This window comes from Rhizobium alarense (genome assembly GCF_021555155.1).
Lineage (GTDB): Bacteria > Pseudomonadota > Alphaproteobacteria > Rhizobiales > Rhizobiaceae > Rhizobium_D > Rhizobium_D alarense.
This window is the reverse complement of record NZ_JAKGBU010000015.1, coordinates 38,966-63,557: the sequence shown is the minus strand read 5'-3', so window position 1 is coordinate 63,557 and position 24,592 is coordinate 38,966. Positions and strand designations below refer to the sequence as shown.

Here is a 24,592-nt window from a genome sequence, read left to right as displayed (position 1 = left end):
GAGGAACCTTCCGGGCCGTACTGTCTTTTTGTCGCGCCGCCGCTAGATGAAATGGCATCGAAGCGGGTCGCAACGGCGAGGCGAAGTGTGCATGACGACGGAACAGATCCTCGCGTTCCTGGTGATCGCCGGCATGATGGCGGCCTTCGTCTGGGACCGGTTCCGCTACGACATCGTCGCCTGCTGCTCGCTGCTCGTCGCGATCGCCCTCGGTGTCGTTCCCTTTGAAAAGGCTTTCGTCGGCTTTTCCGACGACATCGTCATCATCGTCGGCAGCGCGCTGGTGGTGAGCGCGGGCGTGGCGCGCTCCGGTGTCGTCAGCCTGGCGCTGCAGCGGTTCTTTCCCACCCTGTCCGGCTTCCAGGCACAACTCGCCCTCTTGATGATCACGGTCGCTGCGCTCTCGGCCTTCATCAAGAACATCGGCGCGCTCGCGATCATGATGCCGCTCGCCTTCCAGTTCGCAAAACGGGCCGGCGTGCCGGTCTCGCGCTACCTCATGCCGATGGCCTTCTCGGCACTCCTCGGCGGGCTGATGACGCAGATCGGCACCTCGCCCAACATCGTCGTGTCACGCCTGCGCGAGGAGTTGACCGGCGTCACCTTCACCATGTTCGATTTCACGCCGATGGGCGCGATCCTGACGATCGTCGGCGTGATCTTCCTGATCTTCTTCAACTGGCTGGTGCCGGTTCGCGTCAATCAGAACCCGTCAATCGAGGAGGCTCTGGAATCAGCCGCCTACTCCTCCGACGTCTCGGTCGGTGAAAAATCGAAGGCCATCGGTAAGAGCCTGAACGAGGTAATGAAGCCCGGTGAGGGGGACCTGGTGGCGACAGCGGTTATCCGTGGCGACAAGCGCATGGCGCCGCTCCCCGATGTCACGATCCGCGAAGGCGACACGATCCTTCTCGAGGGCACGCCGGGCGCGATGGACCAGGTCGTCTCGGCCAACGACCTCAAGCTCTCCGGCAAGCCGATCGCCCAGCCCCGCGACGGGGAGGAGATCAATGCCGTCGAAGTGGTGATCTCGAACGATTCCCGGCTGATCGGCCTGTCGGCACGCCGGCTGGCGCTGTTCCACACCTGGGGCATCAATCTTCTCGCCGTCGGACGACAGGGACAGCGCATCACCGAGAAGCTGAGCGAAGTGAACTTGCGCCCGGGCGATGTGCTCGTAATCCAGGGCGGCTCGAAGAGCCTGACCCAGTCGATGATGGAACTGGGGCTCTTGCCGCTGGCGCAGCGCGAGATCCTGCTCGGCACGCCGCGCAAGGCGCTGATCCCCCTTATCATCCTGATCCTCGCCATGGCGGCGACGGCGACGGCTGCCGTGCCGGTGGCGACCGGCTTCTTTGCGGCCGCCGTTGGAATGCTCGTCTTCAAGGTGATTCCGCTGAACGATGCCTACCGGACGATCGACGGGCCGATCCTCGTGATGCTCGCGGCTCTGATTCCGGTCAGCGACAGCCTGCGCGCAACGGGAGCGAGCGAACTGATCGCCGGCTGGCTCGGCACGGCGGCCTCGGCCATGCCGGCCTATGGCGCGCTGGCGTTGATCCTCGTCACGGCGATGGCGGTGACGCCCTTCCTCAACAACGCGGCAACCGTGCTCGTCATGGCGCCGATTGCGGCAAGCTTCGCCACGACGCTCGGCTACAAGCCCGAGGCCTTCCTCATGGCCGTCGCCATCGGCGCGGGCTGCGACTTCCTCACCCCCATCGGCCACCAGTGCAACACGCTGGTCATGGGACCCGGCGGCTATCGTTTCAGCGACTATCCCCGCCTCGGCCTGCCGCTGTCCTTCCTTATCGTCGTCATCAGTGTGCCGGCGCTGCTCGTCATCTGGCCCGTCGGCTAGGCGCCACGCCTTGACGCGCCGGAACGAATGTGGTCTCACGCAGCCCAAACGGAAAAGTCCGTCTTCTCCCGGGTTTTCGGGGCGAATATCCGGGCCTTCCTTCCCATAAAGCAAGACGAGTCCGGGCCGGAACACCTCCGGCAGGCTCCAGAATATGTCGAGACGGGCCAAAACCATGAGCACTTCCGGGACGACCTCCGGCATTCGCGTGCGTATCGCACCCTCCCCCACCGGCGAGCCGCATGTCGGCACCGCCTATATCGCGCTCTTCAATTATCTCTTCGCGAAGAAGCACGGCGGCGAATTCATCCTCAGGATCGAAGACACCGATGCGACCCGCTCGACGCCGGAATTCGAGCAGAAGGTGCTCGACGCACTGAAATGGTGCGGGCTTGAGTGGTCGGAAGGCCCGGATGTCGGCGGCCCCTACGGTCCCTATCGCCAGTCCGACCGCAAGCACATCTATCTCGACTACGTGCGCAAGATCGAGGCAAACGGCCACGGCTTTCGCTGCTTCTGCACGCCGGAGCGGCTGGAGCAGATGCGCGAGGCGCAGCGCGCCGCCGGCAAGCAGCCGAAATATGACGGGCTCTGCCTGCATCTTTCCGCCGAGGAAGTGACGAAGCGCGTCGAGGCCGGCGAGCCGCATGTCGTGCGCATGAAGATCCCGACCGAAGGCTCCTGCAAGTTCATCGACGGCGTCTATGGCGCGGTGGAAATCCCGTGGGATTCCGTCGACATGCAGGTGCTTCTCAAGGCCGACGGCATGCCGACCTACCACATGGCGAATGTTGTCGACGACCACCTGATGAAGATCACCCATGTGGCGCGCGGCGAGGAATGGCTCGCCTCGGTTCCGAAGCACATCCTCATCTACCAGTATCTCGGCCTCGAGCCGCCGGTCTTCATGCATCTGTCGCTGATGCGGAACGCCGACAAGTCGAAGCTGTCGAAGCGCAAGAACCCGACCTCGATCTCCTACTATTCGGCACTCGGCTACCTGCCGGAAGCGCTGATGAACTTCCTCGGCCTATTCTTCATCCAGATCGCCGAAGGCGAGGAACTGATGACGGTGGCGGAGCTGGCAGAGAAGTTCGATCCGGACAACCTCTCCAAGGCCGGCGCGATCTTCGACATCCAGAAGCTCGACTGGCTGAACGGCCGCTGGCTGCGCGAGCAGCTTTCGGAGGAAGAATTCGCCGCTCGTGTCCTCGCATGGGCGATGGAGAACGATCGTATCAATCAGGGTCTGAAACTCTCGCAGTCGCGCATCACCAAGCTCGGCGACCTGCCGGAGCTGGCCGGCTTCCTGCTGAAGTCAGACCTCGGCCTGACTCCCGAGGCCTTTGCCAAAGTGAAATCAAGCCCCGAGGAGATCCTCGAGATCCTCAACACGGTGCAGCCGGATCTCGAAAAAATCTTCGAGTGGAACGTCGAGAGCATCGAGGCGGAACTGCGCGCCATCGCCGACCGCATGGGCAAGAAGCTGAAAGTGGTCGTCGCACCGCTCTTCGTCGCCGTCTCCGGCTCGTCGCGCTCGCTGCCGCTGTTCGATTCGATGGCGATCCTCGGCCGCTCCGTCGTGCGCCAGCGCCTGAAGGTCGCGGCACAGGTGGTGGCGTCGATGATCGGCAGCGGGAAATGAAATGGCGAGCCTCTCCCCCTTGTGGGGAGGGGTTGGGGAAGGGACTTCATTCCCTGGCGGAAAGACCCCTCCCCTCCGCTTCGCTCCGGCCCTCCCCACAAGGGGGAGGGTCGCCGGGAGCAAGCCGCACCGACAAGAACAATGATCCGGCCCAAAGAGGCAGAAGACGATGACCGACACGAAGACCGAAACCGCCCTTTCCTCCGACCCGACGGAAGTCCGCCGCCAGAAGCTCGCGCAACTGCGCGCCGAGATCGGCGACGTTTATCCGGCGCATTTCCACCGGACGATGACGAACGCGGAACTGGCCGCGAAATACGAGGGTCTGGAGCCGGACACCGAGTCGGGCGATATCGTCACTGTTGCCGGCCGCGTCTATTCCTCGCGCAACTCCGGTATGTTCATGGACATCCATGACGCCTCCGGCAAGGTGCAGATCTTCAGCCACAAGGACACCACGCCGGACGAGGCGCGCAAGCTCCTGCCGATGATCGACATCGGCGACATCATCGGCGTCACCGGCATGGTCCGGCGCACCAAGCGCGGCGAGTTGACGATCAACGCGCATGAGATCACCATGCTGACGAAGACGCTGCTGCCGATGCCGGAGAAGTGGCATGGTGTCTCCGACGTCGAAATCCGCTACCGCAAGCGCCACCTCGACATCATGACCAACGAGGAATCGAAGCTGCGCTTCCAGCAGCGCTCGAAGATTGTCTCGGGCATCCGTCGTTTCATGGAAAACGACGGTTTCATGGAAATCGAGACGCCGATGCTGCATTCCGTCTATGGGGGTGCCACGGCCGAGCCCTTCAAGACGCATCACAACACGCTGAAGCTCGATATGTATCTCCGCATCGCGCCGGAGCTTTACTTGAAGCGCACGCTGGTCTCGGCGCTGACCGACAAGGTCTTCGAGATAAACCGCAACTTCCGCAACGAAGGCGTCTCCACCCGGCACAATCCCGAATTCACCATGATGGAGTGCTACTGGGCCTATGCGGACTACGAGGACATCATGGACCTCGTGGAACGGCTCTTCGCGGAACTCGCAACGAAGATCCACGGCTCGACCGAGTTCGCCTACGGCGACAAGGAAATCTCCTTCAAGAGGCCGTTCCGCCGCGTGCCAATGCCGGACGCCGTTAAGGAAGCGACCGGCATCGACTTCCTTTCGATCAAGACCGATGAGGAGGCCCGTGCCGCCGCCAAGGCTGCCGGCTTCGAAGTCGAGAAAGACTGGACCTGGGGCGAATGCCTCGCCTTCCTCTTCGAAGAGAAGGTCGAGCCGACGCTGATCCAGCCGGCCCATGTCACGCATTTCCCGAAGGACATCTCGCCCTTCGCCAAGGAAGTGCCGGGCGAGCCGCGCCTCGTCGAGCGTTTCGAGACCTATTGCAACACCTGGGAACTCGGCAACGCCTTTTCGGAGCTGAACGACCCCGAAGAACAGCGCGCCCGCATGGTCGAGCAGCTCGAGCAGGCGCATGCGCGCGGCGAGAAGGAAAAGCAGCTCGACGAGGAATTCCTCGATGCGATCGACCAGGGCATGCCGCCGGCCGGTGGTTTGGGCATCGGTGTCGACCGTCTGATCATGCTCTTGACCGACGCCCCGTCGATCCGCGACGTCATCCTCTTCCCGGCCCGCCGCGCCAAGGCGGACTGAGGCGCGGGGCATTCGCCGCACCCACGATGCGGCTGACGTTCAGGGCCTGCTGACATAATGCTGTCAGCAGGGCCTGCCTATTTATTCTCCAGGCCCGCAACGAGGGGAAAAGCGTTGTCCATCATCAGCCACATCACCTTAGGGACCAATGACAAGGCGCGCTCGGCGCGGTTTTACGATGCCGTGCTCGGGGCGATCGGCTTTGCACGACTGCCGAAACCGGCGGAAAAGCCGCTTGCCTATGAGCGCGATGGCCGGATGCCGACCATCTACATCTACAGCCCCGCCGACGGCAGACCAGCCACCTGGGGCAACGGCACGCATGTCGCCTTCATCGCCGATACGCGGCAGCAGGTTCACGAATTCCACGAGCGCGCATTGGCAAACGCCGGTGCCGACGAAGGCGCCCCGGGACCGCGGCCGCACTACGGCCCGAACTACTATGCCGCCTATGTGCGCGACCCGGACGGCAACAAGCTGCAGGCCGTCTGCTACGCCGACGAGGCCTGAAACCGGGCTATGAAGCGGCCGGAGAGCAAGCCTCAATGGCCCTCGTCGTGCGCGCCTTCGCCACGCTCTTCCTCTCCGCCATGGTCCGCGGCGGGTGTCTCATCGCCATGCCCGCCGGATCCATGATCAGCAGACGCGACCTCGCTGGGCGCGCCGTGGCCGTCTTCTCCCCCCTCCGACCCCGGATCGCTGCAGTCCTCCGGCTGGCTCATGGCGGTGACGATTTCCTTGATCTCGTCGAGCGAGAGCTCGTGCTTCTCACCGTAGAATTCACCGTTCGCGGAGGGCGCACCGTCGACATAGCGGGCGACGAACGGCGCGGTCATGCCGGGGATGACGGCCGGATTGCGGGCGAACAGCACCTCGGCGCCGATGGCGCGGCCGCGCATGTCGGCGCGATGGGCGGGCCCCGCGTCGTCGAGCAGGACGACCTGGTAGAGGTCTGCCTCCTCCTTGTTGGCAAAAGCGCCTGCGACGCGCAGCGCCGTCTTGACCCGGACATCGCCGTCCAGCGCATGCGCACGCACGTAGCGGCGGACCCAGTGCTGGCCGTCGCGCTCAAGGCGCACCGTGTTGACGACCGTGCAGGAAACACCCGTCACCTTCTCCGCCGGCGGGCCCAGGATGGCATCCCGGCCGACGAAGACCGCAGCGGCCCCCGAAGCGCCGGACAGCACGAGGACGCCCGCGACGAGCACGAGAACCTTTCGCGACAGACGCAGCTTTGCGGGAACGAATTTCACCGTGGCGCCTACTCTCAACCTTCGGGCGTTCGACCAATGGCGCCGCCGGAGCGAACGCATTTCGGCGCCAAGCTAGTCCTCCGGCGTTTCAAAAGCCTTAAGGCGCTGCACAAACCGTATTATTGCAAATGATTTGCAATAGCGTTGACTTCACGACGGCGCGGCTCTATCTAATTGCAAATCGTTCGCAAAATCATTATCAAAGAGGCCAGAATGTCGTTTCACCTGCTCAAATCGCTGATTGTCGCAGCCGGTCTCGCAACCGTCTCTTTCGCGACGGCGCACGCCCAGGCGAAGCCGAAGGTCGTCACGACCTTCACGGTCATCGCCGACATCGCGCGCAACGTCGCCGGCGACGCGGCCGAGGTGGAATCGATCACCAAGCCCGGCGCCGAGATCCACAACTACCAGCCGACGCCGCGCGACATTCTGAAGGCGCAGGACGCCAGGCTCGTGCTGTGGAACGGGCTGAACCTCGAACTATGGTTCCAGAAATTCCTCGCCAATCTGGGCGATGTGCCCAACGTGACGGTGAGCGACGGCATCGAGCCGATGGGAATTGCCGAAGGCCCCTATACGGGCAAGCCGAATCCGCACGCCTGGATGTCGCCCGACAACGCGCTGATCTATGTCGAGAACATCCGCAAGGCCCTGGTCTCGATCGATCCTGACAACGCAGCCACCTATGATGCGAACGCCAAGGCCTACTCGGAAAAGATCACCGCGCTCGCCGCCGAGATGAAGGCGGAAATCGGCCGGTTGCCCGAGGACCGGCGCTGGCTGGTGACGAGCGAGGGCGCCTTCAGCTATCTCGCCCGCGACTTCGGCCTGAAGGAACTCTATCTCTGGCCGATCAATGCCGACCAGCAAGGCACGCCGAAACAGGTGAAAGCCGTCATCGACGCCGTGCGCGAATACAATATCCACGTGGTGTTCAGCGAAAGCACGGTTTCCGCCGACCCGGCCAAGCAGGTCGCCGCCGAAACGGGGGCAGCCTATGGCGGCGTGCTCTACGTGGACTCGCTCAGCGAAGCCGACGGCCCGGTCCCAAGCTATCTCGACCTGCTCAGGGCCACATCCGAAACCATCGTGAAAGGCCTGACGCAATGATGATGGGCAAGCGCGCAGCGCCGGTCGAAGGCATTACGGCAAGCGACGTGACCGTCACCTATCGAAACGGTCACACGGCGCTCCGCCACGCGAGTTTTTCCATCCCGAAGGGAACGATCACGGCCCTCGTCGGCGTCAACGGCAGCGGCAAGTCCACCCTCTTCAAGTCGATCATGGGCTTCGTGCCGGTTGCCGCGGGGACGGTGACGATCCTCGGTATGAGCGTGCGCGAGGCGCTGAAGAAGAACCTCGTTGCCTATGTGCCGCAGGCCGAGGAGGTCGACTGGAGCTTCCCCGTTCTCGTCGAGGACGTGGTGATGATGGGCCGTTATGGCCACATGAACTGGTTACGCATCCCCTCGAAGCACGACCATGCCATGGTCGAGGAAGCGCTGGTGCGGGTCAACATGAGCGACTTCCGCAAGCGGCAGATCGGCGAACTCTCCGGTGGCCAGCGCAAGCGCGTCTTCCTGGCACGAGCGCTGGCGCAGGAGGGGCAGGTTATCCTGCTCGACGAACCCTTCACCGGTGTTGACGTCACGACGGAGGAGCAGATCATCGCACTCCTGAAGACATTGCGCGACGAGGGACGCGTGATGCTCGTCTCGACGCACAATCTCGGCAGCGTGCCCGATTTCTGCGACCGCACCATCCTCGTCAAGGGCACCGTCATCGCCGCCGGCCTGACGGCGGAGACCTTCACCGAGGCCAATCTGGAGCGGGCCTTCGGCGGGGTGCTTCGACACTTCATCCTCGGCGGCCGCGACCTGCATGACGACGAGGACAGACGTTCGATCAAGGTCATCACCGACGACGAGCGGCCTTTCGTCATCTATGGCGAGCGGGCGGAGGAAAAGGTCGAATGACCGACACCCTGATCGAGCCGTTCGGCTATTCCTACATGGTCAATGCGATGTGGGTGAGTGCGCTCGTCGGCTGCGTCTGCGGCTTCCTCTCGGCCTATCTGATGCTGAAGGGCTGGTCGCTGATCGGTGACGCGCTCTCGCATGCGATCGTGCCCGGCGTCGCCGGCGCCTATATGCTGGGCCTGCCTTTTGCCGCCGGCGCCTTCCTCTCCGGCGGGCTCGCCGCCGGCGCCATGCTTTTCCTCAACCGCCGCACGAAGCTGAAAGAGGATGCGATCATCGGCATGATCTTCACCTCCTTCTTCGGCATCGGCCTCTTCATGGTCTCGCTGTCGCCGACTTCGGTGAACATTCAGACGATCGTGCTCGGCAATATCCTCGCGATCACGCCGCAGGATACGCTGCAGCTCGCCATCATCGGCGGGGTGACACTGGTGGTCCTGCTGCTGAAGTGGAAGGATCTCATGGTCACCTTCTTCGACGAAAGCCATGCCCGCTCGATCGGCCTGAATCCGACCGCGCTCAAGATCCTGTTCTTCACCCTGCTCAGCGCCTCGACGGTCGCGGCGTTGCAGACTGTCGGCGCCTTCCTCGTCGTCGCCATGGTGGTGACGCCGGGTGCCACGGCCTATCTGCTGACGGACCGCTTCCAGCGCCTGATCGTGCTCGCCGCCGGCATCGGCGCGGCAACGAGCTTCATCGGGGCCTACCTCTCCTATTTCCTCGACGGGGCGACCGGCGGCATCATCGTCGTGCTGCAGACGGCGATCTTCCTTGCCGCCTTCGCCTTTGCGCCCAAACACGGTCTGCTTGCCGCCCGCCGCAAGGGCCGGCTGGCACTCGAAGAAGCAACGGGAGCCGCGCGATGAGCGAAACTCTCGAAATGGCCCTGCTGCCGTTCCAACTCGCCTTCATGCAGAACGCCTTCGTGGTGACGCTGCTCGTCGCCGTGCCGATGGCTCTTCTGTCCTGTTATCTCGTGCTCAAGGGCTGGTCGCTGATGGGCGACGCGGTCTCCCACGCCGTGCTGCCGGGCGTCGTCGTCGCCTATATCGTCGGCCTGCCCTTCGCAGCCGGCGCCTTCGTCGCCGGGCTCTTCTGCGCGCTCGCGGCCGGCTACCTGAAGGACAACAGCCGGGTGAAGGAGGATACCGTCCTCGGCATCGTCTTCTCGGGCATGTTCGGTTTCGGTCTCGTTCTCTATGTCAAGGTCCAGCCGGATATCCACCTCGACCACATCCTCTTCGGCGACATGCTGGGCATCGCGGTCGCCGACCTCGTCGAGACCGGCATCATCGCGCTCGTCAGCACCGGCTTCATCCTGATCCTGCGCAAGGATCTGCTCGTCCATGCCTTCGACCGACAGCATGCCTGCGCGATCGGGCTGCCGGTCAAGCTCCTGCACTACGGGCTTCTGGCGGTGCTTTCGCTTGTGGTTGTCGGTGCGCTGAAGGCGGTGGGCATCATCCTTTCCGTCGCGATGCTTGTCGCACCGGGCGCGATCGCGGCGCTCGTCACGCGGCGTTTCACCACGATGCTCGCGACGGCCGTCGCGGTCGCGACCGGCACCTCCTTCACCGGAATCTACTTGAGCTTCTTCCTCGACAGCGCGCCCGCGCCGACCATCGTCGTCTTGATGACGATAGTCTTCGCCGCCGCCTTCGTCTGGCAGGGTATCCAGCTCCGCAGGGCCGGCATTGCAGCCGAAGAGGCGCCTGCGGTCTCAACCGGAAGCTGAAGGAACCGGACCTTTCCGGCTGCTCCCGGGCTCGGCAAAGGACCATTTTCCCAAGGTCGACAGCCCGTTCATTTCCGTCTATCGTCCGGCCAAATCAGACGGGCGAGCAATCGCCCGCGCAAAAGACGGGACGTTCATGGCACATATCGGAATCGTTGGCGGCGGCATCATCGGCTGCGCCACGGCCCTGCATTTGCTCGAACAGGGCCATCAGGTGACGGTGATCGAGCGGGACGCCGGCGGTTTGCCAGCCTCGGTCGGCAATGCGGGCATCCTCGCCGTGCCGGAGATCGACCCGATCGCCCGACCGGGCATGCTCCTCTCCGCACCGAAATGGCTGCTGGACCCTCTGGGGCCGCTGACCGTGCGCTGGGGAGACCTTCCGGCGCTGATGCCCTGGCTCAGCCGTTTCCTGCTTGCCTCGCGCCCGTCGCAGGTGGCGCGCTCACGCGAGGCATTGCTGTTCCTGATGAAGACGGCGGAGGCCGACCACCACGCAATGGGGGAGATCGCCGGCGTCACCGGCCATATCCGCCGCACGGGCGCGATGACGATCTTCGATACGGTGGCGGCACGCGACAAGGCCTTCACACACGAGGCAGAGAATGCACGGCTCGTCGGCTGCAATGTCGAGACGCTCGACGCCGCCGAGACCCGCCGCCGGATTCCGGCACTCAAGGGCAACTTCGCCGGCGCGGTCTACAACGACGGCTACCAGACCTTTGAATATCCGCTGACGCTGCTGCGTCGGCTGCAGGCGACGCTGCGCGAACGGGCGACCTTCATCGACGCCGCCGTGACGTCGGCCGAACGGGGCACGGACGGGATCACCGTGCGCACCGGCGCGCAGAATGCCCATCTCTTCGATAAGGCGGTGATCACTGCCGGGGTCTGGTCGAAGACGCTGGTGGAGAGGCTGGGACTGCACGTGCATCTCGAGACTGAACGCGGCTACAACACGACCTTCGTCAACCCGTCCCTGACGCTCGAAATGCCCGTCTTTTTTTCCGAGCACGGTTTCGTCGCAACGCCCTTCGAGAATGCGTTGCGGGTCGGCGGCGCAGTGGAGCTCGCCAAACCCGAAACGGCGGCGAACTACGCCCGCGCCGGGGCGATGCGCAGGAAGATGCGCCGCTACGTGCCGGACCTGCCCGAAGACGGCGGCACCGAGTGGATGGGCCGCCGGCCCTCGACACCGGATTCCCTGCCGGTGATCGGCCTGCACCCGGGCGACACGCGCATCGCCTTCGCCTTCGGCCACGGCCATCTGGGACTGACGCTCTCGGCGACGACCGGACGGCATGTGGCGAACCTGCTCGCGGGGACGGGCGATCAGGGCCTCGCGCCCTTCTCGATCGCCCGCTTCCAGTAGCCCTCCCTTCGACAAAACCGGCAAGAATGAAAGAACCACACCATGCACAAGGTCATCTTCGACACCGATCCAGGTGTGGACGACGCGATGGCACTCCTCTTCCTGCACCGCCATCCCGAGATCGACCTCGTCGGCATCACCACCGTCTTCGGCAATGCCTCGGTGGATACGACGACGCGCAATGCGCTGTTCCTGAAGCGTGAATGGGGCATCGCCGCACCCGTCGCCAAGGGCGAGGGCAAGACCTGGGACCCGATGCGCAACCCCGTCGACTGGCCGGTGCTGATCCACGGCCATGACGGGCTCGGCAATATAGACGTGCCGGAAACGATCGACCTGCCGGTCGACGGCCGCCCGGCGCACCGCTTCATCATCGACACCGTGCGCGCCAACCCCGGCGAGGTGACGCTGATCGCCGTTGGCCGCATGTCGAACCTTGCCTATGCGCTGAAGGAGGACCCGGAGATCGCCGGCCTCGTCAAGCAGGTCATCATCATGGGCGGCGCCTTCGACGTGCCGGGCAACATCACCCCGGCGGCAGAAGCCAACATCCACGGCGACCCGGAAGCGGCCGACGTGGTGATGACGGCACCGTGGAAGGTCGTCGTCGTCGGCCTCGACGTTACCATGCAGACGGTGATGACGCGCACGCGGCTTGCCCGCATCGTCGAGCGCGGCGGCAAGGATGCAAAGCTGCTCTCTGACATCTCGCAGTTCTACATCGACTTCTACGGTCGGCATGTCGAGGACGGCATGGTCGTGCACGACAGCTGCGCCTGCGTCTATCTCGTTGCGCCGGAGCTTTTCACGACGCGCAGCGGCGCGATCCGCGTCGTCGCCGGCGGCATTGCCGACGGCCAGACGATCCAGAAACCCGACAGCCGCCATTTCCCGCCCGGCAACTGGGACGACATCCCGAGCCAGCTCGCCTGCACCGGCATCGAGGCGGAGATGGTGATCAACCTGATCGAGAAAACGCTGGTGCGACAGGGCTGAAGCGGCGACGTCTTACACCACGCCGCCAACGACCGTTGACGCGTCCCACCAGCGCAGCACCCGCAAGGCCCGGAGCGTGATCCAGCGCGAGGGCTTGCCCGCCGCTTCCATCTCGAACCACACCGGTCCCTTCATCGTCCAGTCGAGCGGCCATGTGCCATCCTCCGACCGGCGGGAGCGCAGGTGCCCTATCGCTTCGGCCAGACGCGGATCGCGGTCCGTGCCTGTCGCCAGTGACGCGGCGCGGAAATAGTCGAGCGCCCGCAGGAGATCATAGCGCCAGCGGGTCGGGTACAGGAGTTTCAAATAGCGTTCGTCGATCGGCTCTCCGGTGGCAAGCCTGCGGAAAAGGCCGCGTTTCAGCAGATATTCTTCGCCGGCCGCCCGCGCCGCACGGGTTTCCGGCGTGCCGCCACCGCCCTGCTCGTAGGCAAGAAGAGCCTCCAGCACATTGATCGTCGTGTGGAAGGAGGAGCGATGCGAGCCGTTGCAGCGCTCGCAGTTCCAGCCGCCGTCCGGCTGCCGCTCGCCGAGCAGCCGTCTCACGATCGGCGAAACGTCGACGCAGAAGTAGACCCCCGCAGTCACCGTGCGGGCATTGATGCATTCCTCGACTTCACCCTCCCAGAAGGGCTGGCCGCCCTCGTCCCAGCGGGAATTCCGGCCGATAAGATCAACTGTCCGGTGCGCGCGCTCGGAGGCGGGATCAAGGCCGTATTCGTGAAGTTGCTGCAGCGAAAAGCAGGTAGCGGTCCAGGCCTGGCCCAGTTCGCGCCATTTCTCTTCCGTGTAGTCGGCCGGCATAAAGGCGCCGCCGGCCCATTGTCCGTCCGCATCCTGGCGAGAGAGAAGGTCGGCGCCCCAGCCTTCGGTCTCGACTTTGGCACGCTCCGCCTGCCACTCCGCGTCAGGCGCATCGAGCAGGTCGCGCAGGACCTGCCAGCGGATCGCCGGGTCGGAATCGAGCAGCCAGTCAATCACCGAAAGGGACGCGGTCATGCGGGCCAACCTGTCAGCGGGGCGGAACAAGGGATTTGTAGCCGCTTCCTTCGTCCGGCGCCAGCGACAACCCCTATTCCGGCCTCGCCGGAAGTTCCCAGCCGATCGGTTTGCGTCCGTGTTTCACGAGAAAGTCGTTGGCCTTCGAGAACGGCCGCGAGCCGAAGAAGCCGTTATGCGCGGACAGCGGCGACGGGTGCGGCGAGCGGATGACGAGGTGCTTGCGCTGGTCGACGAAGCTCGCCTTCTTCTGGGCATAGGAGCCCCAGAGGATGAAGACGACCGGCTTTTCCTGCTCGTTGACGACACGGATGACGGCGTCGGTGAAGCGCTCCCAACCCTGCCCCTGATGCGACGCAGCGCGGCCCATTTCCACCGTCAGCACGCTGTTCAGCAGCAGCACCCCCTGCTTCGCCCAGTGCTCAAGAAAACCGTGGCGGGCGGGCGGAATGCCGAGATCGTCCTGCATCTCCTTGTAGATATTGACGAGCGAGGGCGGAATGCGCACGCCGGGCTGCACGGAAAAACAGAGCCCGTGCGCCTGCCCCTCGCCGTGATAGGGGTCCTGCCCGAGAACGACGACGCGCACCTCGTCGAGCGGCGTCAGGTCGAGCGCACGGAAATACTCGGCGCCCTTCGGGAAGATGCGCCGGCCTTCCTCCTTCTGTTTCAGAAGGAATGCCTTGAGGCTCGCCATATAGGGGCTCGAGAACTCCGCCGAGAGTGGCGCCTTCCAGCTTTCGCCGATCCGGATGGTCTGTTCGGTCATGTCAAACTCCCTCGCGTCAGCCGTCTTCTATCGCCAAAAGTCGGCGGGCTGTCGAGCATCTCCCGCGCTTACGGCACGCTTGCCGAAAACCGTTCCGCCAGGCCCCCGCGCCGGAACGCGCCGGCGAGATGGTCGACGAAGACGCGGGTCTTTGCCGGCAGCAGGATGCGGCTGGCATAGTAGATCGAGACCGAACCGGCATCGATATACCAGTCCGGCAGGATACGCAGGAGCCGTCCCGTCTCCAGATGCGGCAAGGCGTCCGGTACCGCAACGACCGTGATGCCGAGGCCAAGAAGTGCGGCCTCGGCCATGGCCGCAGGATCGTTGACGACCACAGTCGGCCTGAGCGCCACCGGCATTTCCGCGCCGGTGCTGGTGCGCATCGTGCCCGTACGCAGACGGCCGGTGCGCGACGAGCGCATGACGATGCCCTGATGCTCGCCGAGTTCGGCGGGGTCGCGCGGCATCGGATGGCCGATCATGTAGCCGGGTGACGCGACGGCGATCAGATGCGCCGGAGCGAGCGCCCGCGACACGATGCCCGGCGAAAGCTCGAAGCCGCCGCCGATCGCCGCGTCGTAGCCTTCGGCGATCAGGTCGACGGGCCGATTCTCGAAATGCCATTCCGGCCGGATCGCCGGATAGGCCGCGAGAAAGGAGGGCAACAGCGGCAACACGTAGCGCAGGCCGAAAGTCGGGCTGAGGCTGACTTTCAGGAGACCGGCAGGCGCCGACTGGCCGCCTGCAATACCGGAAATAGCGGCCTGCAGGCCCTCCAGATTGTCGCGGATCGCCTCCAGGAAACGCTCGCCGTCCTCGGTCAGCGTCAGCCTGCGGGTGCTGCGCTGAAAGAGCCTGACGCCGAGATTGCGTTCCAGCATCGCGACGTTGCGGCTGACGGCGGCCGGCGTCAGCGACAGTCGGCGCGCGGCGGCGGAAAAGCTGCCGGTTTCGGCGCTGCGCGCAAAACTTTCGAGATTGGCAAGTGTTTCCATATTCAATGAATGCTTGAAGATAATGACAGCTATTACAGACTAATCTCGAAGAACAAAAAGCGCAATATTGGCTCCATTGAAAGACACAAACCCTGATGCAAGGAGCACAGCCATGAACCAGATCACCCCCCTCGCCGCCTCGCAGGCCACGCCGGTGACCGGCGCGCTGACCGGCAAGGTCGCCCTCGTCACCGGCGGCTCGCGCTCGATCGGTGCGGCAATCGCCCGGCGGCTCGCCGCCGATGGCGCCTCCGTTGCGCTGACCTTCCACGGCTCGCCGGACAAGGCGGCCGATGTCGTGCGTGCCATCGAGGCCGAGGGCGGCCGCGCGCTCGCCATCCAGGCCGACGCCGGCGACCATGAGGCCGTCCGCGCCGCCGTGAAGACCGCGGTCGACCGTTTCGGCGCGATCGATATCCTCGTCAACAATGCCGGTATCGCGCTCGGCGGTCCGATCACCGACATCGCCTTCGAGGACTACCAGCGCATGATCGCCGTCAACGTGACCGGCGTCTTCGTCGCAACGCAGGAGGCCGTGCGCCACATGGCGGAGGGCGGCCGCGTCATCCACATCGGCTCGTCGATGGTGCGTTACGCCGCCTTCCCGACGGCCTCCCTCTACACGCTCACCAAGGGAGCCGTCGCCGGCTTCAACCGCAGCCTGGTGCGCGACCTCGGGCCGAAGGGCATCACCGTCAACACCGTACACCCGGGCCCGACCGATACGGACATGAACCCGGACGGCGGGCCGGTCTCCAAGATCGTCGGCCCCGGCATGGCGATCGGTCGCTACGGCAAGGCGCATGAGATCGCAAGCGTCGTCGCCTATCTGGCGAGCCCGGAAGCGGCCTTCGTCACCGGTGCTGACATCGTCGCCGACGGCGGTTTCACAGCCTGACGCCACAGAGCGAGCCGGTCGCACCGACCGGCTCGCTGCCAACATCTCCCATCGTCGCTCCGGAGAGCGGTCCAGGAGACCGCCACGAAAGGAATGTCCCATGTCCATCGGCATCATCGGATCCGGCCAGATCGGATCGGCCTTCGCCCGCGCACTCGCCAGGAACGGCATCCGCGCCACCATCGCCAACAGCCGCGACCCGGAATCGCTCGCCGCACTCCAGGCGGAACTTTCGCCTTTCATCACCGCCGGAACGCGGGAACAGGCAGCAGGCGCCGACATCGTGCTCGTCGCAGTCCCGTGGGAAAAGCTCAATGGCGCCCTGGCCGGCCTGCCGGACTGGAACGGTCGCATCGTCATCGACGCCAACAACCCGGTAGAGCCCAGCTTCCGCAAGGCGGAGCTCGGCGGACGGGTCTCAAGCGCCGTCTTCGCCGATGCCGTGCCGGGCGCGCGCCTGGTCAAGGCCTTCAACCACCTGCAGCCGCATCTGCTTTCCGGCGATCCGGCAAGCGACGGCGGCAGACGCGTCCTCTTCTACTCCGGCGACGACGCGGCAGCGAAGGAGGCGGTGGGCGGGCTGATCGAAAGGCTCGGCTTCTTCGGTATCGATCTCGGCGCGCTGGCCGTCGGCGGCAAGCTCGTCGAGTTCCCGGGCGGCCCCCTGCCGGCGCTGAACCTGGTCAAGCTCGGCTGAAGGGACGTGAGCGATGGAAGAGCGCCGGGCCGCGCCTGGCGCTTCGGTGCGTCTCAGACAGACACCCCGAGCACGGCCATCAACTGCCGCATGCGGGCTGCTGCCAATTCCGGCCTGTCGAGCACGTTCGCCGTGTCCGCAAGGCGGAAGACGTCGGCATAGTGCAGCACGCCGCGGGCGGACTGCATGCCGGCGGGCATGGTGAAATGGTCCTGGTGGCCGTTCAGCCAGGCGAGGAAGACGACGCCCGCCTTGTAATATTGCGTCGGCGCCTCGAAGATTTTTCGCGACAGCGGCACGGTCGGCTCGATGATGGCCCGGAACGGGCCGACATCGCCGGCAGCAAGCGCCGCGAGCGCATTGGAGGCCTGCGGCGCGACGGCATCGAAGATGCCGAGCAGCGCGTGGCTATATTTCCGCCCGTCCCCCTCGATCAGTTCCGCATAGTTGAAGTCGTCCCCGGTGAAGCAGAGCACGCCGTCGGGCAGCCGGTCGCGAAGCGCCACTTCCTTGGCGTTGTCGAGCAGCGAGATCTTGATGCCTTCGACCTTGTCACGATTCTCCGCGATGATCGAGAGGACCGTGTCGAGCGCCGTCTCGAAGGCCCCCGATCCCCAATAGCCCTTCAGGTTTGGATCGAACATGTCGCCGAGCCAGTGCAGCACGACCTTGTCCTTCGTCTGGCCGAGGATGCGGCCGTAGACCGTGCGGTAGTCGTCCGGCGATGTCGCGACACGGGCAAGCGCCCGGCTCGCCATCATGATGGCGCGGCCGCCATGCTTCTCGACAAAACCGATCTGTTCTTCGTAGGCTTCGATCACGTCGTCGAGCGAGCGGGCGTCTGCAGAATTCAGGTGGTCCGTGCCGGCGCCGCAGGCGAGGTCGGCGCCCGGCACGGTGCGCGCATCCGCAAGCGAGCGGCGGATGAGTTCCTGCGCGCCGGTCCAGTCGAGCCCCATGCCGCGCTGCGCCGTATCCATCGCCTCGGCGATGCGGAAGCCGAGCGACCACAGGTGATGCCGGAAGGCAATGGTGCGCTCCCAATCGATCGCTGGCGCTTCCCAGGGCCGGCTGTCACGACGCGGATCGGAGACGACGTGCGCGGCGGCATAGGCGATGCGGCTGAAACGCGGTGCGGTGGCCGGTCTCGCGGTCGGTGTTCCGACGAGCGTGTAGGTTTCGACACCGCCGTCGGCGCGCGGCAGGGAAAGGCTGATCGGCATAGTTTCCTCCCGAGGTTGCTTGGGCAATAATTTAGATCGTTCCAAATTTCAAGATGAAAATTGAGGCGAACCGGGTGTTAGGCTGCCGAGTGCAAGACAGTGCTATCGAGCAGGCACCATCAAGACCTTGTCTCCATTCGACGACACCAGATGGTCGGGACAAGCCCGACCATGACGCCCCATGGAAATATGCGGACGCAGAACGAACCAATACTCCGTCTTAAATTATGAAAAGTATTCATATTTTCCCGAAAACGCTTCCACAGGCACCGCGTTAATTGACTGAGCCTCGTCATCCTCGGGCCTGTCCCGAGGATCTGCTATGCCGAAACCGGACCGCGACGGCGAGAGTCATCGACGAGTCCCACCGCAACCGGATTTAAAGCTCTCCACCGAACAGCACATACAAAAAACTCCAACCGAACACTTGACAAATTTGGAACGATCCAATTATCTGCCATCAACAAGCGGCCAGAACGCGCCGTGCAGGGAGGAAGATCGTGAGCAAGGGCCGGGTGACCGTCGTCGATATTGCGCGCGCCGCCGGCGTGTCGAAGTCGACCGTCTCGCTCGTCCTGCAATCGAGCCCGCTGGTCAACGAGGCGACGCGCGCGAAGGTCACCGCCGTCATCCGCGACCTTGGCTATGTCTACAATCGCGGCGCCGCCAACCTTCGCCAGTCGGCATCCTCGCGGATCATCGGCATCGTCGTCAACGACCTCACCAACTCCTTCTTCGCGGAACTGGCCGTCGGCATGGACATGGTCATGCAGTCGGCGGGCTACGTGCAGTTCCTGTCCAACTCGGCGGAAAGTGTCGACCGGCAGCGTGAGGTGATCGCCTCGATGCGCGAGCACGGCATTTCCGGCCTCATCCTGTCGCCGGCGCGCGGCACGGAGGCCGCCGACCTGAAGCCGCTGGTGGCGAGTGGCATTCCAGTGCTCGCTGTCGTGCGCAATGTCGTCGGCGCGAAGGTCTCGACACTCTTTTCCGACAACTACGCCGGGGCGATGGACGCGGTGGGGCATCTGATCGGGCTCGGCCACCGCCGTATCGCCTTTCTCGGCGGCATGGCGAACACGACCGTCTTCGCCGAACGCACGGCAGGCTGGCGCGACGCGTTGAACAAAGCGGGCATCCCGGCATCGGACGACCTCGTGATCGCCTCGACGGCATCACGGGCGGGCGGGGTCGCAGCCGTCGAACGCGCCCTCCAGCTGCCCGAGCCGCCGACGGCGGCGCTCTGTTTCAACGATGCGGCCGCCTTCGGCGTCTGCGACGGGCTGCGTGCGAAAGGCAAGGAGCCCGGCCGCGACTTCGGCGTCGTCGGCTTCGACGATGTGATCGAGGCGGAAACGGCCGTGCCGGCACTGACGACCGTTTCCGTCGATCCGCAGGGCATGGGCCGGCGGGCGGCGCAGATGCTGCTGAAGCAGATCAATGCCGGCCGGGCCGAACCCGAGGCGATCGTCAACTCCGTGCGCCTCGTCGTCCGCGAGAGCTGCGGCGCCGGCGGGAACGGTGGAGCAAGGAGGATGCTGGCGTGACGACATGGGGCCTGATCGGTGCGAGCACGATCGCGAGGGAATGGGTAATCGGTGCAATCCGCGCGACCGGCGGCGAGATCGTCTCCGTGATGAGCACCAACGCCGAGCGCGGCAAGGCCTATGCGGCCGAGCAGGGCATCCCGAAATCGACGACATCGCTTGACGACCTGCTAAGCGATCCGGCGATCGACGCCGTCTACATTTCGACGACGAACGAACTGCATCACGACCAGACGCTGGCCGCCGCCGGCGCCGGAAAGCACATTCTCTGCGAAAAACCGCTGGCGATGTCGCTGGACGGCGCATGCACCATGGTGAAGGCGGCGAGGGACGCGGGCGTCGTGATGGCGACGAACCATCACCTGCGCAATGCCGCGACGCACCGGGCCATGCGTGACGTGATCAAGGCCGGGCGCATCGGCAGGCCGCTTTCCGCCCGCGTCTTCCACGCCGTCTATCTGCCGCCGCATCTCCAGGGTTGGCGCCTCGACCGGCCGGAAGCCGGCGGCGGCGTCATCCTCGACATCACGGTGCACGACACCGACACGCTGCGCTTCGTGCTCGACGACGACCCCGTCGAGGCTATCGCTTTTTCGCAGGCCGGCGGCATGGCGAAGGGCGAACTGGAAGACGCCGTGATGGGCGTGTTGCGTTTCAAGTCCGGCCTCATCGCCCAGTTCCACGACGGCTTCACGACGAAATTCGCCGAAACAGGCCTTGAGGTCCATGGCACCGAGGGCTCGCTGATCGGCCGCAATGTCATGAGCCAGCGCGCGACCGGCACCGTCACGCTCCGCGACGCCTCGGGCGAGCAGGACCTGCCGCTCGATCACCGCAATCTCTACGAATCGGCCGTTGCCGCCTTCCACGCAGCCGTCGCCGGCAAGGGCCGGCCGGCCGCGACGGGCGAAGACGGTGTCTGGTCGCTCGCGACCGGTCTTGCCGTGGTCGAGGCCGCAAGGACGGGCCGCGTCGTCAGAATCGAATCCGGACTTTGAGCACGAGAATGAGCAAGCATATCACCCCCAGGCAAGCCGCAGACCTGATCCCGGACAGCGCCGTCGTATCGGTTTCGTCGTCCTCCGGCCTCGGCTGCCCGGACCTGACGCTGAAGGCGATCGGCGAGCGTTTCGACGCGACGGGACATCCGCGAAACCTGACGACGTTGCACCCGATCGCCGCCGGCGACATGAGCGGCATCAAGGGCGTCGACCATATCGCGAAGAAGGGCCTGCTAGCGAAGATCATCGGCGGCTCCTACCCCTCAGGTCCCTCCTCTGCCGAACCGCCGCTGATCTGGCAGATGATCACCGGCAACGACATTCCGGCCTACAACATTCCCTCCGGCATCCTCTTCGACATGCACCGCGAGGCCGCCGCCCGGCGCCCCGGCGTGATCACAAAGGTGGGGCTCGAAACCTTCGTCGATCCGTCTCGCGAAGGCTGCGCGATGAACGCCTCCGCCGCCCGTGAACCGGTGGTCGAGAAGATCACCTTCGCCGGCGAGGAATGGCTCTATTTCAAGGCGATCGCGCCGCAGGTGGCGATCATCCGCGCCACCACCGCCGACGAGCGCGGCAACCTGACCTATGAGCACGAGGGTGCCTATCTCGGCGGGCTCGACCAGGCGCTCGCCGCTCGCAACAATGGCGGCATCGTCATCGCACAGGTGAAACGCCTCACCAAGGAAGGCTCGCTCAAACCGCATGACGTGCGCGTGCCCGGCATCCTGGTCGACTATGTCGTGGTCGATCCGGACCAGAAGCAGACGACACAGACGCTCTACGACCCTGCCATTTCCGGCGAGATCTTCCGCCCGCTCGATAGCTTCCGCGTCCCGGACTTCAACGTCCAGAAGGTCATTGCCCGCCGCGTGGCGCAGGAGCTGGAGGCCGGCAGCGCTGTCAATCTCGGCTTCGGCATCTCGGCCAACGTGCCGCGCATCCTAATGGAAGAGGGCCTGCACCGCGCCGTCACCTGGGTGATCGAACAGGGCGCCGTCGGCGGCGTGCCGCTGCTCGACTTCGCCTTCGGCTGCGCCTCGAATGCCGATGCCTTCATGCCCTCGCCCTACCAGTTCACCTATTTCCAGGGCGCCGGATTCGACGCCTCGCTGCTCTCCTTCCTGGAAATCGGCAGGGACGGTTCGGTGAACGTCTCGAAGCTCGCCTTCCGGCCGCATGTGACGGCGGGCGCCGGCGGCTTCGTCGACATCACGGCGCGCGCGAAGAAGATCGTCTTCTCCGGCATGTTCAATGCCGGTGCGAAACTCGCCGTCGAGAACGGCAAGCTCGTCATCGAGAGGGAAGGCAAGCTGAAAAAGCTGGTCAATGCCGTCGAGCACGTCACCTTCTCCGGCCCGCGCGGCGTCGCGCAGGGGCAGGACGTCACCTATGTCACCGAGCGCTGCGTGCTGAAGCTGACGCCGGAAGGCGTCGTGCTCAGCGAGATCGCGCCGGGCGTCGATCTTAAGGCACATATCCTCGACCAGTCGGAATTCGACCTCATCGTCTCGCCGGACCTGAAGGTGATGGATGCCGCACTCTTCACCGATGCGCCGATCGGCCTGACGCTGCCACAGAAGGCACCGCGCCGGCCGGAAGGAGCGCACCATGGCTGAGCTGCGCATCCGCGTTTCCGTTGAGGGCGAAGTCGCGACGATCACCATCGCGCGACCGGAAAAGGCAAACGCCTTCGACATCGACATGCTGAAGGAACTTTCCGCCGCCTGCGATGAGATCGAGGCCAATGCTGCGGTGCGCGTCGCGATCCTGACCGGCGAGGGGAAGGCGTTTTCGGCGGGTGGCGACATCCGCGCCTGGGCCGGGATGGAACCCAATGAGTTCGGCCACGCCTGGGTCCGCTTTGGCCACCGCGTCTTCGAGCGGCTGGCGACGTTGCGCATGCCGCTGATCGCCGCCGTCAACGGCCATGCACTGGGCGGCGGTCTGGAACTGGCCGCCGCCGCCGATATCCGCGTAGCGGAAAGCCAAGTGAAAATCGGGTTGCCGGAAGCGGGCCTCGGCATGGTGCCCGGCTGGTCGGGCACGCAACGGCTGGTGAAGCGTTTCGGCGCGCAAGCCGTGCGACGCATGCTGCTCGGCGGGGAAGTGCTGACGGCCGCAGAAGCCGCGACGCTTGGCATCGTCGACCAGGTCGTGGAGACCGGAACAGCTGTCAATGCCGCGAAGGCTTATGCAGCCCGCATCACAGCGCGCGGGCCTGCAGCGACGGAAGTGTCCAAGCTGATGATCGCAGTGGCGAATGGCGAGGACAACGGTGCGGCGGTGGAGGCCCTCGGCTCGATCCTCGTCGCCAAGACCGGGGACCTGAAGGAAGGCGTCGCGGCCTTCACGGGGAAACGTCCGGCGGACTTCAAGGGAGAATGGTGATGACCGCACATGTGAGACCCAAGGCGCTCGACGACTTCAAGGCACGCGACTTCCGCATGCTGATCGATGGCGCCTGGACGCAAGGTGCCGGCAGCGCCATCGAACGCGTTGCGCCCGGCCACGGCACCGTGGTCAGCCGCTATCCCGCCGGAACCGGAGCCGATGCCGAGCGCGCCATCGCGGCAGCCCGCAGGGCTTTCGACGACGGGCCATGGCCGACCATGACGGGTGCCGAGCGCTCCAACATCCTGCTCAAAGCCGCTGACCTCATTGCCGCGCGGGCGGACGAGCTTGCCTTCCTCGACTGCATCGAATCCGGCAAGCCGATCAGCCAGGCCAAGGGCGAACTCGGCGGCGCGGCCGATATCTGGCGCTATGCGGCAGCCCTTGCCCGTGACCTGCATGGCGAGAGCTACAACACACTCGGACAGGGCACGCTCGGCGTCGTGCTGCGCGACGCGGTCGGCGTCGTGTCGATCATCACGCCCTGGAACTTCCCGTTCCTGATCGTAAGTCAAAAATTACCCTTTGCGCTCGCCGCAGGCTGCACGACTATCGTCAAACCTTCGGAACTGACGTCCGGTTCGACGCTCGTGCTCGGCGAAATCCTCATCGAGGCCGGTGTCCCGGCGGGCGTCGTCAACATCGTCACCGGCACCGGCCCCGAGGTGGGCAGTGTGATGACGACGCATCCGCATGTCGACATGGTCTCCTTCACCGGCTCGACCGGCGTCGGCCGGCTGACGATGGCGAACGCGGCGCAAACCTTGAAGAAGGTCTCGCTCGAACTCGGCGGCAAGAACCCGCAGATCGTCTTCCCGGATGCCGATCTCGACGCGTTCGTCGACGCCGCCGTCTTCGGCGCCTGGTTCAATGCCGGCGAGTGCTGCAACGCCGGCTCGCGGCTGATCCTGCACAAGGATATCGCCGCCGACGTTACAACCCGCATCGCAGAACTTTCGAGACAAGTGAAGGTAGGCGATCCGCTCGATCCGACGACGCAGGTCGGCGCGATCATCACGCCGCAGCATCTCGACAGGATCGGCACCTATGTCGACGATGCGGCAAAGGCCGGTGCTTCCATCTCGCTTGGCGGTGCGGCACTCGACCTCGGCCTCGGCCAGTTCATGGCGCCGACGATCCTGTCCGGCGTGGCACCGGAGATGGCCGTTGCCCGCGAGGAGGTCTTCGGCCCGGTGCTTTCTGTCCTCACCTTCGAGACGACGAACGAAGCGATCCGCATCGCCAACGCGATCGACTACGGGCTTTCGGCCAGCGTCTGGAGTCGCGATTTCGACACCTGCCTCACCATCGGCCGCAAGGTGCGCGCCGGCACGGTCTGGATGAACACCTTCATGGACGGCGCCTCGGAACTGCCCTTTGGCGGCTACAAGCAATCGGGCCTCGGCCGCGAGCTCGGTCGCCATGCGGTGGAGGACTACACGGAGACGAAGACGCTCAACATGCACGTGGGTGCGCGCACCAGCTGGTGGGTGCCGCGATGAGAAAGCTCCCGTCAACTGCGGGCGGGCACACCGGGCGGCATGACGGATTGCACCCGA

22 protein-coding genes are annotated in these 24,592 nt (G+C 64.9%); 17 read left to right on the top strand and 5 right to left on the bottom strand.

All coding sequences use genetic code 11. The annotated features are described in order from the left end of the window. The first annotated feature begins 91 nt into the window (after positions 1-91). The 4 genes from LXM94_RS06985 to LXM94_RS06970 all read left to right on the top strand — a co-directional run bounded on the left by LXM94_RS06985 (position 92) and on the right by LXM94_RS06970 (position 5,682). On the top strand, positions 92-1,861 hold the full coding sequence (locus tag LXM94_RS06985) for an SLC13 family permease (protein WP_235770443.1): 1,770 nt from the start codon (positions 92-94) through the stop codon (positions 1,859-1,861). Positions 1,862-2,036: 175 nt separating this feature from the next. Continuing rightward, positions 2,037-3,506, top strand: a complete 1,470-nt coding sequence (gltX, locus tag LXM94_RS06980; protein WP_235770442.1) for a glutamate--tRNA ligase — start codon at positions 2,037-2,039, stop codon at positions 3,504-3,506. 169 nt (positions 3,507-3,675) lie between these two features. Then, positions 3,676-5,172, top strand: a complete 1,497-nt coding sequence (gene lysS / locus LXM94_RS06975) for a lysine--tRNA ligase (protein ID WP_235770441.1) — start codon at positions 3,676-3,678, stop codon at positions 5,170-5,172. A 114-nt stretch (positions 5,173-5,286) separates the two neighbouring features. Next, positions 5,287-5,682, top strand: coding sequence for a VOC family protein (locus LXM94_RS06970; RefSeq protein WP_235770440.1), 396 nt, complete (start codon positions 5,287-5,289; stop codon positions 5,680-5,682). A 32-nt stretch (positions 5,683-5,714) separates the two neighbouring features. Here LXM94_RS06970 and LXM94_RS06965 read toward each other — a convergent pair whose 3' ends face one another. Then, a complete protein-coding gene (locus LXM94_RS06965; RefSeq protein ID WP_235770439.1) occupies positions 5,715-6,425 on the bottom strand; it encodes a hypothetical protein in 711 nt (236 codons plus the stop codon). 213 nt (positions 6,426-6,638) lie between these two features. On the opposite strand from LXM94_RS06965, the gene LXM94_RS06960 reads away from it, so the two are divergent. The 6 genes from LXM94_RS06960 (at position 6,639) to LXM94_RS06935 (ending at position 12,507) form a co-directional block, all read left to right on the top strand. Next, positions 6,639-7,535, top strand: coding sequence for a metal ABC transporter substrate-binding protein (locus tag LXM94_RS06960; protein ID WP_235770438.1), 897 nt, complete (start codon positions 6,639-6,641; stop codon positions 7,533-7,535). Continuing rightward, on the top strand, positions 7,535-8,401 hold the full coding sequence (locus LXM94_RS06955; protein WP_408015597.1) for a manganese/iron ABC transporter ATP-binding protein: 867 nt from the start codon (positions 7,535-7,537) through the stop codon (positions 8,399-8,401). The genes LXM94_RS06960 and LXM94_RS06955 overlap by 1 nt, the downstream gene beginning before the upstream one ends. Then, positions 8,398-9,270, top strand: a complete 873-nt coding sequence (locus LXM94_RS06950) for a metal ABC transporter permease (RefSeq protein ID WP_235770436.1) — start codon at positions 8,398-8,400, stop codon at positions 9,268-9,270. The genes LXM94_RS06955 and LXM94_RS06950 overlap by 4 nt, the downstream gene beginning before the upstream one ends. Further along, entirely contained in the window at positions 9,267-10,139 is an 873-nt protein-coding gene (locus LXM94_RS06945) for a metal ABC transporter permease (protein ID WP_235770435.1), read from the top strand. The genes LXM94_RS06950 and LXM94_RS06945 overlap by 4 nt, the downstream gene beginning before the upstream one ends. Before the next feature lie 136 nt (positions 10,140-10,275). Further along, positions 10,276-11,511, top strand: coding sequence for an NAD(P)/FAD-dependent oxidoreductase (locus LXM94_RS06940; RefSeq protein ID WP_235770434.1), 1,236 nt, complete (start codon positions 10,276-10,278; stop codon positions 11,509-11,511). Between the two features lie 42 nt (positions 11,512-11,553). Next, complete coding sequence (locus LXM94_RS06935) at positions 11,554-12,507, top strand: nucleoside hydrolase (RefSeq protein WP_235770433.1); 954 nt, start codon at positions 11,554-11,556, stop codon at positions 12,505-12,507. A gap of 12 nt (positions 12,508-12,519) precedes the next feature. Here the strand turns inward: LXM94_RS06935 and LXM94_RS06930 are convergent, their stop codons facing one another. The 3 genes from LXM94_RS06930 to LXM94_RS06920 form a co-directional block, all read right to left on the bottom strand. After that, on the bottom strand, positions 12,520-13,506 hold the full coding sequence (locus LXM94_RS06930; RefSeq protein WP_235770432.1) for a squalene cyclase: 987 nt from the start codon (positions 13,504-13,506) through the stop codon (positions 12,520-12,522). Between the two features lie 73 nt (positions 13,507-13,579). Then, positions 13,580-14,275: a uracil-DNA glycosylase gene (ung, locus tag LXM94_RS06925; protein WP_235770431.1), complete on the bottom strand. Its 696-nt coding sequence runs from the start codon at positions 14,273-14,275 to the stop codon at positions 13,580-13,582. A 68-nt stretch (positions 14,276-14,343) separates the two neighbouring features. Next, the gene (locus tag LXM94_RS06920; protein WP_235770430.1) at positions 14,344-15,273 is read right to left on the bottom strand and encodes a LysR family transcriptional regulator; all 930 of its coding nucleotides are present in this window, start codon (positions 15,271-15,273) and stop codon (positions 14,344-14,346) included. A 112-nt stretch (positions 15,274-15,385) separates the two neighbouring features. On the opposite strand from LXM94_RS06920, the gene LXM94_RS06915 reads away from it, so the two are divergent. Then, entirely contained in the window at positions 15,386-16,171 is a 786-nt protein-coding gene (locus LXM94_RS06915; RefSeq protein WP_235770429.1) for a 3-oxoacyl-ACP reductase family protein, read from the top strand. Positions 16,172-16,271: 100 nt separating this feature from the next. Further along, positions 16,272-16,868 carry an NADPH-dependent F420 reductase gene (locus LXM94_RS06910; RefSeq protein WP_235770428.1) on the top strand — a complete coding sequence of 199 codons (597 nt, stop codon included), beginning with the start codon at positions 16,272-16,274 and terminating at the stop codon, positions 16,866-16,868. Positions 16,869-16,921: 53 nt separating this feature from the next. On the opposite strand, the gene LXM94_RS06905 is transcribed toward LXM94_RS06910, so the two are convergent. Further along, a complete protein-coding gene (locus LXM94_RS06905) occupies positions 16,922-18,091 on the bottom strand; it encodes a dihydrodipicolinate synthase family protein (RefSeq protein ID WP_235770427.1) in 1,170 nt (389 codons plus the stop codon). Positions 18,092-18,591: 500 nt separating this feature from the next. Here LXM94_RS06905 and LXM94_RS06900 point away from each other — a divergent pair, with 500 nt between their 5' ends. From LXM94_RS06900 to LXM94_RS06880, 5 genes are read left to right on the top strand one after another with little or no spacing between them, the layout of a single operon-like run. Beyond that, complete coding sequence (locus tag LXM94_RS06900; protein WP_235770426.1) at positions 18,592-19,638, top strand: LacI family DNA-binding transcriptional regulator; 1,047 nt, start codon at positions 18,592-18,594, stop codon at positions 19,636-19,638. Beyond that, a complete protein-coding gene (locus LXM94_RS06895; protein WP_235770425.1) occupies positions 19,635-20,636 on the top strand; it encodes a Gfo/Idh/MocA family protein in 1,002 nt (333 codons plus the stop codon). Before LXM94_RS06900 ends, LXM94_RS06895 begins: the two co-directional genes overlap by 4 nt. Before the next feature lie 8 nt (positions 20,637-20,644). After that, positions 20,645-22,258 (top strand): acyl CoA:acetate/3-ketoacid CoA transferase, encoded by a 1,614-nt coding sequence (locus LXM94_RS06890; RefSeq protein WP_235770424.1) that lies wholly within the window; start codon positions 20,645-20,647, stop codon positions 22,256-22,258. Further along, the gene (locus tag LXM94_RS06885; protein ID WP_235770423.1) at positions 22,251-23,030 is read left to right on the top strand and encodes an enoyl-CoA hydratase/isomerase family protein; all 780 of its coding nucleotides are present in this window, start codon (positions 22,251-22,253) and stop codon (positions 23,028-23,030) included. Before LXM94_RS06890 ends, LXM94_RS06885 begins: the two co-directional genes overlap by 8 nt. Then, entirely contained in the window at positions 23,030-24,535 is a 1,506-nt protein-coding gene (locus LXM94_RS06880) for an aldehyde dehydrogenase family protein (RefSeq protein ID WP_235770422.1), read from the top strand. The genes LXM94_RS06885 and LXM94_RS06880 overlap by 1 nt, the downstream gene beginning before the upstream one ends. Positions 24,536-24,592 lie beyond the last annotated feature (57 nt).

What these genes read in the sequence shown, in the direction of transcription:
- LXM94_RS06985 (WP_235770443.1), top strand. Translation starts at nt 92, where the DNA reads ATGACGACGGAACAGATCCTCGCGTTCCTGGTGATCGCCGGCATGATG.
- gltX (WP_235770442.1), top strand. Translation starts at nt 2,037, where the DNA reads ATGAGCACTTCCGGGACGACCTCCGGCATTCGCGTGCGTATCGCACCC.
- lysS (WP_235770441.1), top strand. Translation starts at nt 3,676, where the DNA reads ATGACCGACACGAAGACCGAAACCGCCCTTTCCTCCGACCCGACGGAA.
- LXM94_RS06960 (WP_235770438.1), top strand. Translation starts at nt 6,639, where the DNA reads ATGTCGTTTCACCTGCTCAAATCGCTGATTGTCGCAGCCGGTCTCGCA.
- LXM94_RS06955 (WP_408015597.1), top strand. Translation starts at nt 7,535, where the DNA reads ATGATGGGCAAGCGCGCAGCGCCGGTCGAAGGCATTACGGCAAGCGAC.
- LXM94_RS06950 (WP_235770436.1), top strand. Translation starts at nt 8,398, where the DNA reads ATGACCGACACCCTGATCGAGCCGTTCGGCTATTCCTACATGGTCAAT.
- LXM94_RS06945 (WP_235770435.1), top strand. Translation starts at nt 9,267, where the DNA reads ATGAGCGAAACTCTCGAAATGGCCCTGCTGCCGTTCCAACTCGCCTTC.
- LXM94_RS06940 (WP_235770434.1), top strand. Translation starts at nt 10,276, where the DNA reads ATGGCACATATCGGAATCGTTGGCGGCGGCATCATCGGCTGCGCCACG.
- LXM94_RS06935 (WP_235770433.1), top strand. Translation starts at nt 11,554, where the DNA reads ATGCACAAGGTCATCTTCGACACCGATCCAGGTGTGGACGACGCGATG.
- LXM94_RS06930 (WP_235770432.1), bottom strand. Translation starts at nt 13,506, where the DNA reads ATGACCGCGTCCCTTTCGGTGATTGACTGGCTGCTCGATTCCGACCCG.
- ung (WP_235770431.1), bottom strand. Translation starts at nt 14,275, where the DNA reads ATGACCGAACAGACCATCCGGATCGGCGAAAGCTGGAAGGCGCCACTC.
- LXM94_RS06920 (WP_235770430.1), bottom strand. Translation starts at nt 15,273, where the DNA reads ATGGAAACACTTGCCAATCTCGAAAGTTTTGCGCGCAGCGCCGAAACC.
- LXM94_RS06915 (WP_235770429.1), top strand. Translation starts at nt 15,386, where the DNA reads ATGAACCAGATCACCCCCCTCGCCGCCTCGCAGGCCACGCCGGTGACC.
- LXM94_RS06910 (WP_235770428.1), top strand. Translation starts at nt 16,272, where the DNA reads ATGTCCATCGGCATCATCGGATCCGGCCAGATCGGATCGGCCTTCGCC.
- LXM94_RS06905 (WP_235770427.1), bottom strand. Translation starts at nt 18,091, where the DNA reads ATGCCGATCAGCCTTTCCCTGCCGCGCGCCGACGGCGGTGTCGAAACC.
- LXM94_RS06890 (WP_235770424.1), top strand. Translation starts at nt 20,645, where the DNA reads ATGAGCAAGCATATCACCCCCAGGCAAGCCGCAGACCTGATCCCGGAC.
- LXM94_RS06885 (WP_235770423.1), top strand. Translation starts at nt 22,251, where the DNA reads ATGGCTGAGCTGCGCATCCGCGTTTCCGTTGAGGGCGAAGTCGCGACG.
- LXM94_RS06880 (WP_235770422.1), top strand. Translation starts at nt 23,030, where the DNA reads ATGACCGCACATGTGAGACCCAAGGCGCTCGACGACTTCAAGGCACGC.